Source organism: Belnapia moabensis DSM 16746, assembly GCF_000745835.1.
Lineage (GTDB): Bacteria > Pseudomonadota > Alphaproteobacteria > Acetobacterales > Acetobacteraceae > Belnapia > Belnapia moabensis.
The window spans coordinates 1-15,531 of record NZ_JQKB01000045.1 but is presented as its reverse complement, the minus strand read 5'-3'; the positions used below and the strand labels follow the sequence as shown (position 1 = coordinate 15,531).

At 70.2% G+C, this 15,531-nt stretch carries 16 protein-coding genes; 5 read left to right on the top strand and 11 right to left on the bottom strand.

From position 1 onward, the window contains the following. The first annotated feature begins 4 nt into the window (after positions 1–4). Positions 5–493, top strand: a complete 489-nt coding sequence (locus tag EP26_RS32195) for a hypothetical protein (RefSeq protein ID WP_052389455.1) — start codon at positions 5–7, stop codon at positions 491–493. Here EP26_RS32195 and EP26_RS21030 read toward each other — a convergent pair. From EP26_RS21030 to EP26_RS21010, 5 genes are read right to left on the bottom strand one after another with little or no spacing between them, the layout of a single operon-like run. After that, positions 490–1,614 (bottom strand): serine hydrolase domain-containing protein, encoded by a 1,125-nt coding sequence (locus EP26_RS21030; protein ID WP_169747440.1) that lies wholly within the window; start codon positions 1,612–1,614, stop codon positions 490–492. The genes EP26_RS32195 and EP26_RS21030 overlap by 4 nt on opposite strands. A gap of 54 nt (positions 1,615–1,668) precedes the next feature. Then, a complete protein-coding gene (locus tag EP26_RS21025) occupies positions 1,669–2,625 on the bottom strand; it encodes a Bug family tripartite tricarboxylate transporter substrate binding protein (RefSeq protein WP_043341592.1) in 957 nt (318 codons plus the stop codon). Further along, a complete protein-coding gene (locus EP26_RS21020; protein ID WP_043341591.1) occupies positions 2,625–3,122 on the bottom strand; it encodes a DUF934 domain-containing protein in 498 nt (165 codons plus the stop codon). Before EP26_RS21020 ends, EP26_RS21025 begins: the two co-directional genes overlap by 1 nt. Further along, positions 3,109–4,776: a nitrite/sulfite reductase gene (locus tag EP26_RS21015; protein ID WP_043341589.1), complete on the bottom strand. Its 1,668-nt coding sequence runs from the start codon at positions 4,774–4,776 to the stop codon at positions 3,109–3,111. Before EP26_RS21015 ends, EP26_RS21020 begins: the two co-directional genes overlap by 14 nt. Before the next feature lie 2 nt (positions 4,777–4,778). After that, the gene (locus EP26_RS21010; protein WP_043341588.1) at positions 4,779–5,081 is read right to left on the bottom strand and encodes a DUF2849 domain-containing protein; all 303 of its coding nucleotides are present in this window, start codon (positions 5,079–5,081) and stop codon (positions 4,779–4,781) included. Positions 5,082–5,251: 170 nt separating this feature from the next. Here EP26_RS21010 and EP26_RS21005 point away from each other — a divergent pair, with 170 nt between their 5' ends. Together EP26_RS21005 and EP26_RS21000 are read left to right on the top strand one after the other, a co-directional pair. Then, positions 5,252–6,391: a YbfB/YjiJ family MFS transporter gene (locus EP26_RS21005; RefSeq protein WP_052389454.1), complete on the top strand. Its 1,140-nt coding sequence runs from the start codon at positions 5,252–5,254 to the stop codon at positions 6,389–6,391. A gap of 17 nt (positions 6,392–6,408) precedes the next feature. Further along, positions 6,409–8,367, top strand: coding sequence for a DUF4139 domain-containing protein (locus tag EP26_RS21000; protein ID WP_043341586.1), 1,959 nt, complete (start codon positions 6,409–6,411; stop codon positions 8,365–8,367). Between the two features lie 12 nt (positions 8,368–8,379). On the opposite strand, the gene EP26_RS20995 is transcribed toward EP26_RS21000, so the two are convergent. From EP26_RS20995 to EP26_RS20985, 3 genes are read right to left on the bottom strand one after another with little or no spacing between them, the layout of a single operon-like run. Beyond that, a complete protein-coding gene (locus tag EP26_RS20995) occupies positions 8,380–9,360 on the bottom strand; it encodes a Bug family tripartite tricarboxylate transporter substrate binding protein (RefSeq protein WP_043341585.1) in 981 nt (326 codons plus the stop codon). 17 nt (positions 9,361–9,377) lie between these two features. After that, complete coding sequence (locus EP26_RS20990) at positions 9,378–10,343, bottom strand: D-2-hydroxyacid dehydrogenase (RefSeq protein WP_043341583.1); 966 nt, start codon at positions 10,341–10,343, stop codon at positions 9,378–9,380. Continuing rightward, the gene (locus EP26_RS20985; protein ID WP_043341581.1) at positions 10,343–11,128 is read right to left on the bottom strand and encodes a class II aldolase/adducin family protein; all 786 of its coding nucleotides are present in this window, start codon (positions 11,126–11,128) and stop codon (positions 10,343–10,345) included. Before EP26_RS20985 ends, EP26_RS20990 begins: the two co-directional genes overlap by 1 nt. A gap of 214 nt (positions 11,129–11,342) precedes the next feature. Here EP26_RS20985 and EP26_RS35050 point away from each other — a divergent pair, with 214 nt between their 5' ends. Both EP26_RS35050 and EP26_RS20980 read left to right on the top strand, forming a co-directional pair. After that, positions 11,343–11,507, top strand: coding sequence for a helix-turn-helix domain-containing protein (locus EP26_RS35050; protein WP_169747439.1), 165 nt, complete (start codon positions 11,343–11,345; stop codon positions 11,505–11,507). Positions 11,508–11,510: 3 nt separating this feature from the next. Next, entirely contained in the window at positions 11,511–11,786 is a 276-nt protein-coding gene (locus tag EP26_RS20980; protein ID WP_043341579.1) for a hypothetical protein, read from the top strand. A gap of 10 nt (positions 11,787–11,796) precedes the next feature. Here the strand turns inward: EP26_RS20980 and EP26_RS20975 are convergent, their stop codons facing one another. From EP26_RS20975 to EP26_RS32190, 3 genes are all read right to left on the bottom strand, one after another. Further along, positions 11,797–12,657, bottom strand: a complete 861-nt coding sequence (locus EP26_RS20975) for a glucose 1-dehydrogenase (protein WP_211259499.1) — start codon at positions 12,655–12,657, stop codon at positions 11,797–11,799. 76 nt (positions 12,658–12,733) lie between these two features. After that, complete coding sequence (locus EP26_RS20970; protein ID WP_043341576.1) at positions 12,734–13,525, bottom strand: enoyl-CoA hydratase/isomerase family protein; 792 nt, start codon at positions 13,523–13,525, stop codon at positions 12,734–12,736. Beyond that, positions 13,518–15,410, bottom strand: a complete 1,893-nt coding sequence (locus EP26_RS32190) for an acyl-CoA dehydrogenase family protein (protein ID WP_052389453.1) — start codon at positions 15,408–15,410, stop codon at positions 13,518–13,520. The genes EP26_RS20970 and EP26_RS32190 overlap by 8 nt, the downstream gene beginning before the upstream one ends. Between the last annotated feature and the right edge of the window lie 121 nt (positions 15,411–15,531).

Here is a 15,531-nt window from a genome sequence, read left to right as displayed (position 1 = left end):
GGTAGTGGCGCTGGCGCTCAGCCTGCCCATGGCGGGGCGGGCGGCAGACCTCAGCTGCACCCTGCCGACGGAATCGCGGGTGCTGGACTGGCGTAGCCCGGAGCTTGGGCTGCGGATGCGTTACCCGGACAGTTTCTCGCTCGCATCGGCAGCGCTGGACACGGTGCGCTTCGTCAGCCTCGACGGGCAGGCCAGCGCTACGGTGACGGCGATCCCCAACGGCTTGCGGCAGGATTTGGTCTCGGTGATGGCCGAAGCTCGCCAGGACATCACCGGGAACAGCGGCGGCGAAATCACCTATAGCCGCACCAGGGATAATTGGTTCGTACTCTCCGGCTTCATGGCTGGCCGGATCTTCTACCGGCGCAGCCTGATCCCGGCGGACGGACGGATGATTGGCACGCTCTGGATCGAGTTCCCGCGCGCCCTGAAGCCCTGCTTCGAGGCGGCGGTGACGACCATGTCCCTCTCCTTCCGCGAGATGCTCGGCTAGTCAGGCAGGATGGCGGCATGGGCGAGGCTGCTGAGCACATCCATGCGCTGGTTGTGGAAGGCTTCGGTCTGCCGGCAGTTCGAGAAGAACGCGAAGGATGTTCCGCTCGTCGGATCCGCCCAGCAATAGGAGGAGCCGACGCCGCCATGACCGAAGGTGCGCGGATGGGCGATCGTGCCCAGGCCCCGCGCGACCGGCGTCTCGCCGCGAGAATGCGGGCCGAGGCCGCGATGCATCGGGATGCCCATATAGTCGTCGATGCGGTCGCCGGTGAAATTGCGCGTCACGAACTCGATCATGCGCGGGGAAAAGAGGCGAGTGCCGTTGAGAGCACCCCCATGGGCAAGCGCCTGGTAGAAGGCGGCCATGCCGCGCGCCGTACCGTAGCCACCGCCGCCTGGAATGCCGGCGGCGTGGTGGGCGGCGGTGTTCTCCGCCGCGCGAGGAATGAAGGCGCCCTCCTGCTTCGGGTCGTAGATCTCGGCGGCGCGGGGCAGCTGCGCCTCCGCCATGCCGATGATGACCTCATCGGCGAGGCCGAGCGGGGCGAGGATGCGCTCACGGATGAAGGTGCGGAAGTCCTGGCCGGTGATGGCCTCGACCAGCACCGCCGCCACCCAGTGAGCGGCGGTCGGGTGGTACTGCACGCGGCTGCCGGGCGTCCATTCGAGGGTGAAATCGCTCACCGTCTTGCGCAGCAGCGCATGGTCGGCCCAGCACTCGGCGGGCACCACCGCGGAGGGAAAGCCGCCTTGATGGGTCAGCAGCTGCAGGATGGTGATGTCACCCTTCCCATGGGACGCGAATTCCGGGACGTGCAGGGCGACGGGGTCGGAGAAGCGGAGCGCCCCTTCCTCCGCCAGCAGCCAGAGCGCCGAAGCGGTGACGACCTTGGTGTTGGAATACATCAGGAAAAGCGTCTCGGCCGTCGCCGGCGTGCCGAGCCGTGCCTCGCCGAAATGACGGAAGAGGGCGAGCTTGCCGTGGCGTGCAACGGCGACCTGCGCGCCGGGGTGATGACCCTCGCCGATATGGCGCTCGATGATGGCGCAGAGACGGGCGAGCGGCCGTGGATCGAGGTTCAGCGCCTCGGGGTTGGATTCGGGCAGCGGGAAGGTCATGGACATGCTCCCTCGGGTCTTTCCGAGGGAGCCTAGCACCACTGAACCGCGATGCTAGTCGGGTTGGATGCGGGCGCGACGGATAGTCTCGGCCCAGCGGCCGGCATCGGCGCGGATGAGGGTGCCGAGGGCCTCGGGGCTCTCGTTCACCGGCTCGAGGCCAAGGGCGGCGATGCGCTCGGCAACCTCGGGCTTCGCCAGGACTTCGGCGATGGCGGCGTTGAGCCGGGCGATGATGGCCGGGTCGGTGCCGCGCGGCGCGACGATGCCGTGCCAGCCGACCGCCTCGGCGCCGGTCATGCCGGCCTCGGCGAGGGTTGGGACATCGGGCAGGCCCGCCGCGCGCCCGGCGCTGGAGACGAAGAGGCCGCGCATGCGCCCGGCGCGGACATGGTCCGTCACCGCGCCGATATTGATGATGACGCCCTGCAGGCTGCCGCCGAGCAGGTCGTTCACCGCCAGCGCGCCGCCGCGATAGGGGATGTGGGTCCAGCGCACCTCCGCGGCCGACTGGATCTGCTCGCCGAGGAGATGGGCGAGGCTGCCATTGCCCGGCGTGCCGACAGCGACCGGGCTGCGGCGGGTCGCAGCAATGAATTCCTCCAGCGTCCGTGCGCTGCTGTCGGCGCGGACGACAAGGATTTGCGGAACGCGGACGGCGCGGGCGACGGGGGCGAAGGCCTCGACCGGATCGAAGCTGAGATGCGGGAAAAGCGTGCGGTTGATGGAAAGGCTGTCCGAGCCGGCGAGCAGCGTATAGCCGTCCGGCCTGGCGCGGGAGGCAGCCTCGTAGCCGATATTGCTGCCGGCGCCGGGCTGGTTCTCGACCACGACATTCTGGCCGAGCGTGTCGGTCAGGTGGCGAGCGAGCAGGCGGGCGACGATATCCTGGCTGCCGCCGGCGGCGACGGGAACGATGATGCGGATGGTTCGCTCGGCCGGCCAGGCCTGCGCGAAGGCAGGGGTGGCGAGACTGGCGGCGGCGAGAGCCAGCAGGCTGCGGCGGCGCATCAGGCGAGCTCCAGCTTGCGGCGGAGCAGGGAGAGCGGGCGGTCCGCCCCCTGCGCCGCCTGGTAGGCGATGCGGATGGTGTCGCGCGAACGCGCCCATGTCTCGGGCTTCGTGCCCTCCGGCACCTCCACGGTTGTCACGCCGCAACGGAGCAGCATGGCGTACTGGTCAGGGAGGATGTGGCCAGCCGCGCGGATCTCGCCGGCGAAGCCGTGGTGCTCGCGCAGCGCCCGGATCTGGGTGAAGGCGCGGCCATCCTTCGACTTCGGCATCTTCACCGCGATGAGGGCGAGGCGGTCGAGGAAGGGCGCGATCTCCTCAGGCTGCGTCTCGGGCGGCAGGGCGACGCCGAGCGGCGCGTTGCGGCCGGCGAGGCTTGCGGCCTCCGCGCGGAGGCGGGCAAGGCTGACGATCGCGGGCCCCTCGGGGAGTGGCGCCTCGTCTTCAACATGGGTCCAGTCGTCGGGCCGCAGGCGGCCATCCTCAAGCAGGGGCATAGAGGGCGTCCTTGAAGGGCATCACGCCGATCCGGCGGTAGGTGTCGATGAAGCGCTCGCCCGCTGCGCGATGGGCGATATAGGTGGTGATGAGCGTCTCCACCGCATCGACGACCGCGTCGTAGGAGAAGGCAGGGCCGATCAGCTCGCCGATGGCGGCGTCGTTGGTCGCCGAGCCGCCGAGGGTAATCTGGTAGACCTCCTCGCCGCGCTTATCGACGCCGAGGATGCCGATATGGGCGACATGGTGATGCCCGCAGGCATTGATGCAGCCGGAGATGTTGATGAAGCACTCGCCGATATCGTGCTGACGGTCGAGCGAGGCGAAGCGCTCGCTGATGCGCTGGGCGATGGGGATGCTGCGGGCGGTGGCCAGCGCGCAGTAGTCCATCCCCGGGCAAGCGATGATGTCGCTGATCAGGCCGATATTCGGCGTCGCCAGTCCGGCGGCACGAAGCCCCTGCCAGAGCGCGTGCAGATCCTCCTGCCGGACATGCGGCAGAACGAGGTTCTGCACATGGGTGACACGGATCTCGCCGAAGGAGTGCCGCTCCGCAAGGTCGGCGACGGCCTCCATCTGCTCGGCGCTGGCATCGCCGGGGATGCCGCCGATCGGCTTCAGCGAGATGGTGACCGAGGCATAGCCCGGCTTCTTGTGGGCGCGGACGCTCGCCTCGGCCCATTGGCGGAACTCGGGGTCCTCGGGGAGCGGCTGGTCGTCGAGCGCAGCAAACGGGGGCGGCGCGAAATGCGCGGCGATGGCAGCGACGATCTCCGGATCGAGCCGGTACTTGTCACGCGGCATGCGCTCGTATTCGCGCTCGACCATCTGCGTGAACTCGTCGCCGAGGTCGCGGACCAGGATTTTGATGCGTGCCTTGTAGATGTTGTCGCGCTGGCCGAGAGCGTTATAGACGCGCAGCACGGCTTCCATATAGGCGAGGAACTCCGCCTCCGGCACCCAGTCGCGCAGCTTGCGGGCGATGATCGGCGTGCGCCCCAGGCCCCCGCCGGCATGCACCTCAAAGCCGACCTCGCCGCGCTCGTTGCGCTTGGCCAGCACGCCCACATCGTGCACCTGGGCCGCAACGCGGTCATGCGGCGCGCCGGTGATGGCGATCTTGAACTTCCGCGGCAGCCAGGTGAATTCCGGGTGCAGCGTCGACCACTGCCGCAGGATCTCGGCATAGACGCGCGGGTCCACCACCTCGTCCGGGCTGGCGCCGGCATACTCGTCGGTTGTGGTGTTGCGGATGCAATTGCCGCTGGTCTGGATGGCGTGCATGTCCACCTCGGCCAGCGCCTCCAGCATCGCCGGCACGTCCTCCAGCTTCGTCCAGTTGAACTGGATGTTCTGGCGCGTGGTGAAATGGCCGAATCCGCGGTCCCAGCGACGGGCGATCTTGCCGAGCTGACGCAGCTGGGCGCTGTTCAGCAGGCCGTAGGGGATCGCCACGCGAAGCATGTAGGCATGCAACTGGAGGTAGAGGCCGTTCATCAGCCGCAGCGGCTTGAACTCGTCCTCGGTCAGTTCGCCGGCGAGGCGGCGCTCCACCTGGCCACGGAATTCGGCGATGCGCTCCTGGAGGAATTCGCGGTCGATCTCGTCATAGCGATAGGTGCGGGCGTATTGCGGGGGAGTGAGGGCGTTCATGCTCAGGCAGCCTCCGCCGCGACGCTCGGCCCCTGCACGCGCAGGCGCTCGCGGAATTTAAGGGGGGTAGGGCCAGCCGGGTCGACCTCGACGGCATAGACGCCCACCACCTGCTGGTCCCGCTCGCCCTGCTGAGCGAGGGCGAGACCCTCCTCGGCGGCGGCAGGAGCGAATGGTGTCGTCCCGTCGATGCGGTCGCGCCAAGTGCCCTCAGCGCCGAACCAGACGACGCGGCCGTCGCGCAGGCGATTGGCAGTGAAGACCACGGGAGCTGTGGCTGGGCGGGCCTTCGCCTTGGTGCTCATTGCGGCGGATATCCTGCACGGCGGGAGAGTTGCCCCGTATTTAACGATCGCCCTTGCAGGCAACAAGACACGAGGCGTGGATTTGGCGACAAAATCACTCTTATTCACGTGTTACGATTGTGGTTCACGGCACATCGCCCAGGCTGGCGCTGGCGCCTAGACTTCCCCGCGTGAGCCTCTTCCTTCGATATGCGCTGGCCGGTGCGGCGGCCACGGCCTCCGGCAACGGCCTAGCGCGCTTCGCCTATGTGCCGCTGTTTCCCGCCATGGTGACCGCCGGCTGGGTCGATGGCGGTCAGGCGGGGACGCTGGGGGCGGCGGCGCTGCTCGGCTACCTGATCGGAATCCTGGGCGGGCGAGGAATTGCACGGCGGCTCGGCGTGCCGGGGCTGCTTGATTGCGGCATGGGGCTGGTAGTGCTGGCGCTTGCGGCCTGCGCCTGGAACGGCGGATTCGGCTGGTTCCTCGCCTGGCGGACGCTGGCCGGGATCGGCGGCGGGCTGCTGATGGCGCTGGCAGGGCCGGCAACCCAGGCCTCGGTAGTGCCGGAGCGGCGCGGGGCGGCGGGCGGCATCGTCATCGCCGGGGTGGGGCTCGGGATCGCCACCGGGGCCGTGGCGGTGCCGGTGCTGCTGCCGGCCGGCCTGCCAATGGCATGGCTGGGGCTGTCGGCGCTTGCGCTCGCCCTCTGGGCCTTTGCCCATCCACGCTGGCCAAGGATGCTGCTGACCGGCGAGGCGGCCGAGGCGCCGCCGCGGGCGCGGCTACTCATCGCAACCTACGGCCTGCATGCTGCGGGCATGGTGCCGCCCATGGTGTATCTGGCCGATCTCGCGGCGCGCGGTCGTGGATTGGGCCTGGGCGTCGGCGCGGCGATCTGGCTGGTCTTCGGGCTGGTCGGCGTGGCGGGCGGCATTCTCTCCGGGCGGGTGACGGACCGGATCGGCGGACGGTGCGCGCTGGCGATCTGGCTTGCGGTGCAGTCGGTGGCGCTGGCGCTGACCTTGCCGCCCTGGCCGGTGCTGGTGCTGCCCGCAGCGGCGGCGGCAGGCTTTGCTGCAGTCGGGGTGACGGCGGTGACGCTGACCGTCTGCCGGGAGGTAGCGGGGACGCGGGCGACCGGGCTCTGGGTGCGCTGCACCGCGGTCTTCGCGGTGATGCAGACCGTGGTGGGGTTTGGCCTGGCGGCGCTCTTCGCCGCGACCGGGGAGAGCCATCTGGTGGTCTTTGCCATGGGTCTCGGCTTCTCGCTCGCCGGATTTGCGGGAGCGGTGGGGTTGCTGCGCGGATCGGCTAAGCTGGGCGGATAGCATCCCGGGAGTCCGCCATGCGCCGTGCCCTGCTGTTCGCCGCCTGCCTCGCCTCCCCTGCGCTCGCCGAGGAGTTGCCGGTGCGGGCGGTGACGCTGTCCAATGCCGGCCTCGCCGAGATCGAGCGCGGCGGCCGGCTGGAGCCGGGCGCAACGATCACCTTCCGCGTGCCGGTCGAGGATGTCGACGATGTGTTGAAAAGCCTGGTGCTGCGTGACCCGGCCGGCACCGTCGAGGGGCTCAGGCTGCCGGCGCAGGAAATCGAGGCGGAAGCCTTTCGCGGCCTGCCTCTGAAGCCGATGGATTTCGAGAACCGCGCGAGCCTGCTGCGGGCGCTGCGCGGTCAGGTGGTGCAGGCCGGGGGCAGCACGGGGCGCCTCGCCGATGCCGAGGAGGCGGAGGGCGGACTCCGCGTCTCCCTGTTGAGCGAGACGGGCCTGCGCCTGCTGCTGCTGCGCGAGGGGGAGGAGGTACAGCTCACCGATGCCGCGCTCGCGGCTCGCATCGCGCGGGCAGCGGAGGCGCTGGCAGCGGCCCGTGCAGCGGATGAACGGCAAGTGGAGATCCGGCTCCGCGCGGATGTGGCGCGAGAAGTCTCCTTCGCCACGGTGACGGGCGCGCCGCTCTGGAAACCCTCCTACCGTTTGCTGCTGCCGGAGGCGACGGGCGAGGCTCGGTTGCAAGGCTGGGCGGTGGTCGAGAACCGCTCCGGGGCGGATTGGGCCGGCGTGCGGCTCTCGCTCGTCTCCGGCAATCCAGCGGCCTATCGCCAGGCACTCTATACGCCGATCCGCGTGGAGCGGCCGGAGCTACCGGTGCGGGCGGCGGAGCAGGTGCAGGTTGCGGCGGATACCGGGCCGCAACCACCGCTTCCGCCGATGCCGGCAGCGGCTCCCGCGCCTGCGATGCGGGCGATGCGCATGGAAGGAGCGCCGGCTCCGGTCGCCGCAATGGCGCAGGCGGCGGCGGAGAGCACGGCGGGGCGCGTCGCCTTCACCCTCCCCTCCCCCGTCTCGGTCCGCGGCGGCGAGACGGCGAACCTGCCCTTCCTCGATGCGCGCCTGCCGATGGAACGGGTCTGGTGGGTGCAGGAGACCGAGGCGCGGAACCCTCTCAACGCCGTGCGCCTCCGCAACGCCGGCGGAGCGGTGTTGCCGGACGGGCTGGCGGCGGTCTTCGACGCCAAGGGCGCCTATCTCGGCGATGCGCAACTGCGCGCGCTGCAATCGGGCGAGCAGCGGCTGCTGGCTTTCGCGCGCGACCGCGACGTGGCGATGACCTCCAGCGCCGCCAGCGCGGAGCGGCCGGTCGGGGTGGAGTTGCGGCGCGGCGTCGTCGTCCTCGCCTCGATCCTCCGGGAAGAGGTGGCCTTGGCCGTCGACCCGCGCGGAGCACGGGGACGGATGGTGCTCGACCTGCCGCGACGGGTCGGGGCTAAGCCTCTCTTCACCATCGTCGCCGAGGGAGATTTCGGCCTGCGGACCGAGACGGTGCTGGAAGGCACACCCACGACACTCCGGTTCGCATGGGAGCGCGACGGGCGGACCGAGGTGCCGATCCTTGACCAGGGGCTCGGAGACCCGGTGCTGCTGCGCTGGCGGGAGATCGATGTGGAGGCGAGCCTCCGGCGCCTGCCGGGCGGGGCGGGAAGCCTCGAGACTCTGCGCTCGGTGCTCCAACGGCTCCCGCCAGACGCGGCAGGGCGGCCGGCGCTGGAGGCCGTCGTCGCCGGGCTCGGCGAGGCGCGGCGGCTGCTGGACACGGCCCGCGCAGCGATCCGGCAATACGCGACCGCCGAGGCAGCGCTCGGCCGGGCGCGGGCGGCGGCGGAAGACCGCAGCGGGGCGGAGCGGGAGGAGGCGCGGCGCCGGCTCAACCAGGCGAGCCTCGCCGCCGAACGGGCCGGCGCCGCGGCGGACACCGCCTGGGAGGCCTGGCAGCGCCAGGTGTCGGAGGTATTGACAAAGACAGGATGAGGCGCCGCCACCCTATTCCGGCTTGATGCCCGTGCTGCGGATCACCTCGTCCCAGACCCGGATTTCACGCGCCAGCCTGTCCCGCAGCGCCGCGGCATCGCCATGCATCAGCACCACGCCTTGCGGCGTCACCCGCGCGGCGAGGGCCGGATCATCGACGCTGGCGCGAAGCGCGCCGTAGAGGCGCGCCTGCACCTCGGGCGGCGTACCCGGCGGGACGAAAAGGCCCTGCCAAAGCACGCCGGCACAATCGGGGAAGCTCTCCGCCACCGAGGGCAGGTCCGGCAGGCTCGCCAGCCGATCCGCAGAGGAAATGGTGACGAGCCGGATGATGCCATCCCTCAGTAGCGGCTCCGCATCGAGCGGCGTGGCGTAGAAGACCTGGATGCGGTTGGCGCGAAGGTCGACCAGCGCCGGCCCGGCGCCGCGATAGGGCACGTGCTCGAAGCGGGCACCCGATTTCAGCATCAGCAGCTCGGTCAACAGGTGGTTCACCGAGCCGCTGCCGGAGCTGCCGTAGTTCAGCTTGCCGGGGTTGGCCCTGGCATAGTCGATCAACTCCTTGAAGTCCCGGACCGGGACGGAGCTGTGCACCGCCAGCGCGAAGGGTGTGTAGTAGACCTCGCCGACCGGCTGCAGCTCCCGCATCGGGTCGCGCGGCGTGAGTCCGGGCTGCAGAGCCAGGTTGATCGCCAGGCTGTTGGTGCCGATCAGCAGCGTGTAGCCGTCCGGCCGCGCCTGGGCGACGGCGGTGGAGGCGATGGAGGTCGCGCCGCCGCTGCGGTTCTCGACGACGACGGTCTGGCCCAGCTCGCGCCCCAGCCGCTCGGCAATCATCCGTACCATCACATCGGTTAGGCCGCCGGGGGCGTAGCCGATCAGCAGCGAGAGCGGACGGCTGGGATAGGCAGGCTGAGCGACGGCAGGCCCGGCGGCGAGGAAGGCGCCCGTCCGCAGGAGCTGGCGGCGCGAGGCTTGGGCGATCGGTGTCATTCGATGGTGTCTTTCGGTCAGGCTTTGGCGGCCCAGCGCCGCAGGTTGTCGCAGAAGATCGCGGCGACGCGCTCCGCGAGGCCATCGCCGGCGGCAGCGCTGTGGGGTGAGACGATGACGTTCGGCAGGTCCCAGAAGGGACTCTCCGGCGGCAGTGGCTCCTCGGTGAAGACGTCGACGAAGGCGCCGCCGAGCCGGCCGGATCGCAGGGCGGCGAGCAACGCCCCCTCCTCCACCACGCCGCCGCGGGAGACATTCACCAGCCCGGTGCCGTCGGGCAGCCGGGCAAGGGCGGCCGCATCGATCAGGTTGCGGGTGATCTCGCTCAACGGGCAGGCGAGGATCAGCCAGTTGGCACGCGGCAGCCACTGCTGCAGTCCGGCATAGGGAGCAACCGCGGCGAAGTGGGGCGGCGGCGGCGCGGCGGCCTCGCGGCGGATGCCGACGGAGCGGAGCCCGAAGGCGGCGGCGAGGCGGGCGATCTCCTGCCCGATTGGGCCGGTGCCGATGATGAGCGCGGTCTGGCTGGCGAGGTCCGGCGGTTCCGCCTCGCCATAGATTGGCTCCCATGCATGTCGGCGCTGCGCCTCCATCACCCGCGGCAGGCGCCGGGCCAAGGCGAGCAGGCCGGTGATGGCTGTCTGCGCCACGGTCGGCGCACTGGCGCCGCTGGCGCCGACCACCTCGATGCCCTTCGCCCGCATCGCCTGGTAGGGCGCCATGTCGGTACCGGCTGAGAAGGTCTGCACCCGCCGGATGTCGGGCGCGGCGAGGACCAAATCGACGAAGCGCTGGAAGCGTGCGGTGAGACGGAAGCGCGTGCCGCCGAGGAACAGGTCGCGGGTGACGAAAGCCAGCCCGATGCCCGCCGTCTCCGGTAACGGACCCTCGGGCGCGACGGGGACGAGTACTACGCCAGGCAGGGCAGCGCGGATACGCGCGCCGTGCCGGGCCTCGGCGATATCCGAAAGCAGGACGCGCATCAGGTCCGGTAGCTGGGATCGATGCGGTCGAGCTTGCGCAGCAGCGCCGGCCAGTCGAGCACGCCGAAGGGGCGGCGGACCTGCGGCTGGTAGTTCATGTAAGTCTTCTCAACGATGTCGTCGGCGACCTTGACCATCGGCGTGTTGCACGACATCGCCGCAATCTGCGTCTTGCAGGAGAGTTCTAGGCGGTGCAGCGCGTTGAACGCCTCGGGGATGGTGTTGCCCACGGTCAGCAGGCCGTGGTTGCGGAGGATCATGGCGTTGTTGTCGCCGAGGTCGCGCACCAGCCGCTCCTGCTCGGAAAGGTCGAGCACCACGCCGTTGAAGTCGTGGTAGCTGATCTTGGCGAAGCGCATGCTGGTCTGGGTGTTCGGGAGCAGCCCGCATTCGAGGGTCGAGACTGCCATCCCGGCCCAGGTATGCGTATGCGCGACGCAGGCCAGGTCGTGCCGCGCCTTGTGGACTGCGGAGTGGATGACGAAGCCGGCGCGGTTCACGCCGTAATCCTGGTCAGGGAAGTCCGGCTTCAGCAGGATATTGCCGTCGTAGTCCACCTTCATCAGCGAGGATGCGGTGATCTCCTCGTAAAGCAGGCCATAAGCGTTGATGAGGAACGCATCCTCTCCCGGGACGCGGACTGAGACGTGGTTCGCGATCAGGTCGCTCATGTGGTAGAGGTCGACTAGGCGGTAACAGGCGGCCAAGTCGATCCGGGCCTGCCACTCCTCCGGGCTGACCTTATGGCGCAGCGAAGGTATGCGGTATTCGGTGCCGTCTAGCATCGCTTTCTTCCTGTCCTGGACGTGAATCGTATCCCGCACCCGATCAGGCGCTTTGTCCAGCGGTCCCCGCATGTGGCGCAGTCCGACCACAGCGCGTTCCATGAAAATTCCCGGTCATTTTCGGCACGCTTCCAAGGTAAGTCATAGGCCTGAGACTGTTCAACTTATGCGATAAATATTACGGTAGCGTACAAGCTTACGGTAGATCAGCACCATGCCGCGCATTACCCCCATGCCTCCTCCCTCTCTGGCCGATGGCGGGGAGGTCAACACAACCCTGCCCTCTATCGCGCCAATCCATCAGCGGCTGAAGCAGGCGCGGCTTAATGCCGGGGCTACCCTGGCGCAAATGGGCGTGGCGCTCGGCGTCAGCCCGTAACAGGTGCTGAAGTACGAGCGGGGGCAGAACCGACTCTGCGCCGACCGGCTGCCGGTCTGGGCGGCGCTGTGCAACAGCTCGGTCGAGGGGTTGCTCGGCAGTGCAGGGCGGCATGCGCCCATCCATCTCGCCGGGGAAGGAGTGATGAGCCTCGTCCAGGCCTTCACCGCTATCACCGATCCCTCCGCGCGCCAGGCCCTGATCGAGACCGCACGGGCATTGGCCCTGACCGACCGGCAGCGACGGGAAGAGCCCGCCGCCGTCCTGGCGGCGGACTGATCCCTCCAGCCTACAGGATGGGCACGCCGCCGGTGACGGCAATGGTGGCGCCGGAGACATAGCTCGCCTCGTCGGAGGCCAGCATCACATAGACCGGGGCAAGCTCGGCCGGCTGGCCGGGGCGCTTCATCGGCACTTCCGAGCCGAAGCTCTTCACCTGCTCCACAGGCATGGTGGCCGGGATGAGCGGCGTCCAGATCGGGCCGGGGGCTACGCAATTCGCGCGGATCCCCCTCTCCGCCAGCAACTGCGCGAGGCTGCCGGTGAAATTCTGGATCGCCGCCTTGGTCGCCGAATAGGGCACCAGCTTCGGCTTCGGCGTATCCGCATTGACCGAGACGGTGTTGATGATGGCCGCACCCGGTTTCATATGCGGCAGCGCCGCCTTGGTGATGCGGAACATAGCGCCGATATTCACGTTGAAGGTGTAGTCCCACTCCTCGTCGCTGATCTCGTCAAGCGACTGGCGTGTCATCTGGTAGGCGGCGTTGTTGACCAGGATGTCGATCCTGCCGAAGGCCTCGACAGTTTCCTCCACGATGCGACGGCACATGGCCGGGTCGGCGATGTCGCCGCCGATGCGCAGCGCGCGGCGACCGGCAGCTTCGACGAGCCGCACGGTCTCCGCCGCATCCTCCTCCTCGTTCAGGTAGGCGATGGCGACATCGGCGCCCTCGCGGGCGAATGCGAGGGCAACGGCGCGGCCGATGCCGCTGTCGCCGCCGGTGACGATCGCCGCCTTGCCGGCGAGGCGGCCGGAGCCGCGATAGCTGGCCTCGCCGTAATCGGGCGGCGGATCCATCGGCGCGTTGCGGCCGGGGGTCTGGTCCTGGTGCTGCTCGGGCAGCGGCGGGCGATGGTCATCGGGCATGCGTCGGTCCTCCATATGCAGAAGGCCAACGCAGGCCGGTGGGATGGTTCGGCCGCTTCGGCGGAACGACGGGAGGTTATTTCCCGCGGAAGACGGGCCTGCGCTTCTCAGCGAAAGCGGCGGTCGCCTCGCGGTGGTCCTCCGTCGCGCTGACGACGCCGACGCAGCTCGCGGCGAAGGAAAGCGCATCGCGGAAATTGCTGCCGAGGCCCTGCATCACCATGCGCTTCATCAGCCGGATGCCGACCGTGGGGCCGGATGCGAGGCGTTCGGCGACCGAATAGGTATGCGCCATCAGTTGGTCGTCAGGCACCGCCTTGCTGACGAGGCCGATGCGCTCGGCCTCGGCGGCGCCGACGAAATCGCCGAGCCAGAGCATCTCCAGCGCGCGCGGCAAGCCGATGAGACGCGGCAGCATCCAGGCGCCGCCATCGCCGGCGACGAAGCCGACCTTGATATAGGTCTCGGCGAAACGGGCGCTCTCGGCGGCGAAGCGGAGGTCGCCCATCAGCGCCATGTCCATCCCCGCGCCGGTCGCGGCGCCGTTGACGGCGACGATATAGGGCTTGTCCAGCTCCATCAGCGTCAGCGGGATGCGGTGGACATGGTCGGTGAGGTACTTGGCGCGGTCCCAGGGCTGCTGGCCGCCGGCGGTGTTCGCCGCCATGCGCTTCACGTCGCCGCCGGAGCAGAAGATGCGGCCGGCGCCGGTCAGCACCACGCAGCGGATGGCATCGTCATGGATGCATTCGCGCAAGGCCTGCTCCCATTGCGCCAGCATTTCGGTGGTGAAGGCGTTGCCGCTGTCAGGGCGGTTCAAGGTGATGGTGGCGATGCCGCCCTGGGTCTCGAAGAGCAGTTCACTCATGCTCGGTTTCCTCCGCGTCAGCCGGCATCCTGCCCCGATCGGCGACGAGGGGCCACAGGCCGCCGGCGCCGGCGCCGGCGCGGCGGGCCTGGCGGCCGAGCCAGCTCGCCCATTCGGACTCGGTGCCGAATTCGCCCGACCAGGCGGCGATCCGGCCGCTTAGCGCCACGTCGCCGCCGGGAATGGCCATGGCAGCCTCGGCGGCGGCCTGGGTGCGGAGGCGAGCGCAGGCGATGGTGAAGCGGCTCGGCTCGCGCGCCGCCTGCTTCAGGGCAAAGCGCGCGGCGGCGGCCAGGCCGCGGGCGCGCCGGCCTCGGGCAAGGCGGCCGAGGGCGCCGAGCATGGCAGCGGCGCGGAACAGGGCGCCAAGGTCACGAAGGCCCCCCGGCGTCAAGCCGCTGCCGGGCGGCCCGGCGGCGAGGACGGGCATCTCCTCCAACAGCACCAGGTCACGTGGCTCGCCGGCGCCGTTGCGGCCCTCCGCGCCGATGGCGGGGCGACCGGCCAGGATAGTGCGGCTCCCATCCAGAACGATCACGGCGGCGGCAGCGTGGCAGGCCCAGGGTAGCCGGTCCAGGCGCCCCACGAGCAGCCCGGCCTCGAAGCGGGCCACCTCGCCCGGTTGCACGGGGCCGATGGTCAGCGGGCCGATGGGTGGAGCAAGGCCAGCGAGCGCCAGAGCGTAATGGCCCAGCAGCGTCTCGGCGACCGGCAGTGGCGCTCCGACGGCACCCGCCGCCTCGGCGATGGCGAGCAGGTCCGGCAGCCCCTCCCCCTCCCCGCCCAGGTCGGGCGGCAAGGCAGCGCGGAGCACTGGACCATCCTCCAGCGCCTCCCAAAGCTTCGGATCGAAACCGAATGCCAGCCGCCCGGTCAGCAGCCGTGCGGTCTCGATGGCGAGCGGATGCAGCCGGCGCGAGGTGCGGCGGGCTGTGAGGATCGGCGGCAGGCCGGGCGGCGGCTCGGTCGGCGCGGGGCGGGCTTCCTCGGGCAACAGGCGCAGCAGGGCGGCAGGGACGGCCTCCGCTTCCAACGCGGCCGACACGGCAAGGCTGGGCGAGGTGCGGCCGGCACGGGCGAGGCCCATCGCCCGCAGCGTCGCGGTGCCGGCGAGAAGGCGGCCGAGCACCGGCTCCCCCTCGGGCGGCCCATGGGCCTCGGCGAGGGCGGCGAGCAGCGGAAGGTGGCGGAGCCAGGGCGCCGGCGCGCCATGGGCAATGCCGGCGACCTCGTGCCAAAGCGGCAGCGCCTCATCCTCTGCCCCGACCAGCCGGTCCGCGGCCAGGAAGACCCCATCGAAGCCGAGACGGTCGGCGCCGAGCAGGGCGATGCCGGGCAAGGCGAGATCGACGAGGAACAGGCTGAGCCCTGCCCCCTCCTCGCCCGTGCGGGCCAGGAGAAGCAGGCGCCCGAGCGCATCACCAATCAGCCTGCAACGGCCGCTGAGGCGCCAGCCGCCTCGGTCCGGCCGCGCCAGGCAGCGTGGGGCGTCGCTGTCGGGCAGGGCAGCTTCGGTAAGGCCGATGCAGGCGGAGAGCCGCCCGGCGGCGAAGCGCGGCAGGACCTCCCGCTGCTGCTCCGGCGTGCCTGCGGCCAGCAGCAGCGGCCCCGCAAGCCATTCGGCGACCCAGTTCACCCGTAGCGGGGCGCCATGGGCGATCAGTTCCTCGGCGACGACATGGCGCTCGAAGGCGCCGCCGCCCTGGCCGCCCAAGGCGCGCGGCCAGCTCGCGCCGATCCAGCCACGGGCGCCAAGCCGGGTGGCGAAGCCCGGATCCGCCGGCCCCCAGCTGCCGGCGGCAGGGTCGAAGCCGTCCGCGGCGATCTCGGCGGCGAGGAAGGCGCGCAATTCGCGCCGCAGCTCCGCCGCATCGGCCTGCTTCATCCCCGCCCCTCCGCCATGTCGGAGAGGTTATTGAGGCGGCCCCCATTGTCTTGACTACGCGGCGTAGCGGAATTGCGGGTGCTGAAAGATGGAGCGGATCCGCTGCGGCCGCTTGGCAAGG

What these genes read in the sequence shown, in the direction of transcription:
- EP26_RS21020 (WP_043341591.1), bottom strand. Translation starts at nt 3,122, where the DNA reads ATGCCCCTGCTTGAGGATGGCCGCCTGCGGCCCGACGACTGGACCCAT.
- EP26_RS21015 (WP_043341589.1), bottom strand. Translation starts at nt 4,776, where the DNA reads ATGAACGCCCTCACTCCCCCGCAATACGCCCGCACCTATCGCTATGAC.
- EP26_RS21000 (WP_043341586.1), top strand. Translation starts at nt 6,409, where the DNA reads ATGCGCCGTGCCCTGCTGTTCGCCGCCTGCCTCGCCTCCCCTGCGCTC.
- EP26_RS20990 (WP_043341583.1), bottom strand. Translation starts at nt 10,343, where the DNA reads ATGCGCGTCCTGCTTTCGGATATCGCCGAGGCCCGGCACGGCGCGCGT.
- EP26_RS20970 (WP_043341576.1), bottom strand. Translation starts at nt 13,525, where the DNA reads ATGAGTGAACTGCTCTTCGAGACCCAGGGCGGCATCGCCACCATCACC.
- EP26_RS20995 (WP_043341585.1), bottom strand. Translation starts at nt 9,360, where the DNA reads ATGACACCGATCGCCCAAGCCTCGCGCCGCCAGCTCCTGCGGACGGGC.
- EP26_RS20985 (WP_043341581.1), bottom strand. Translation starts at nt 11,128, where the DNA reads ATGCTAGACGGCACCGAATACCGCATACCTTCGCTGCGCCATAAGGTC.
- EP26_RS21030 (WP_169747440.1), bottom strand. Translation starts at nt 1,614, where the DNA reads ATGACCTTCCCGCTGCCCGAATCCAACCCCGAGGCGCTGAACCTCGAT.
- EP26_RS35050 (WP_169747439.1), top strand. Translation starts at nt 11,343, where the DNA reads ATGCCGCGCATTACCCCCATGCCTCCTCCCTCTCTGGCCGATGGCGGG.
- EP26_RS20975 (WP_211259499.1), bottom strand. Translation starts at nt 12,657, where the DNA reads ATGCCCGATGACCATCGCCCGCCGCTGCCCGAGCAGCACCAGGACCAG.
- EP26_RS32190 (WP_052389453.1), bottom strand. Translation starts at nt 15,410, where the DNA reads ATGAAGCAGGCCGATGCGGCGGAGCTGCGGCGCGAATTGCGCGCCTTC.
- EP26_RS21010 (WP_043341588.1), bottom strand. Translation starts at nt 5,081, where the DNA reads ATGAGCACCAAGGCGAAGGCCCGCCCAGCCACAGCTCCCGTGGTCTTC.
- EP26_RS21025 (WP_043341592.1), bottom strand. Translation starts at nt 2,625, where the DNA reads ATGCGCCGCCGCAGCCTGCTGGCTCTCGCCGCCGCCAGTCTCGCCACC.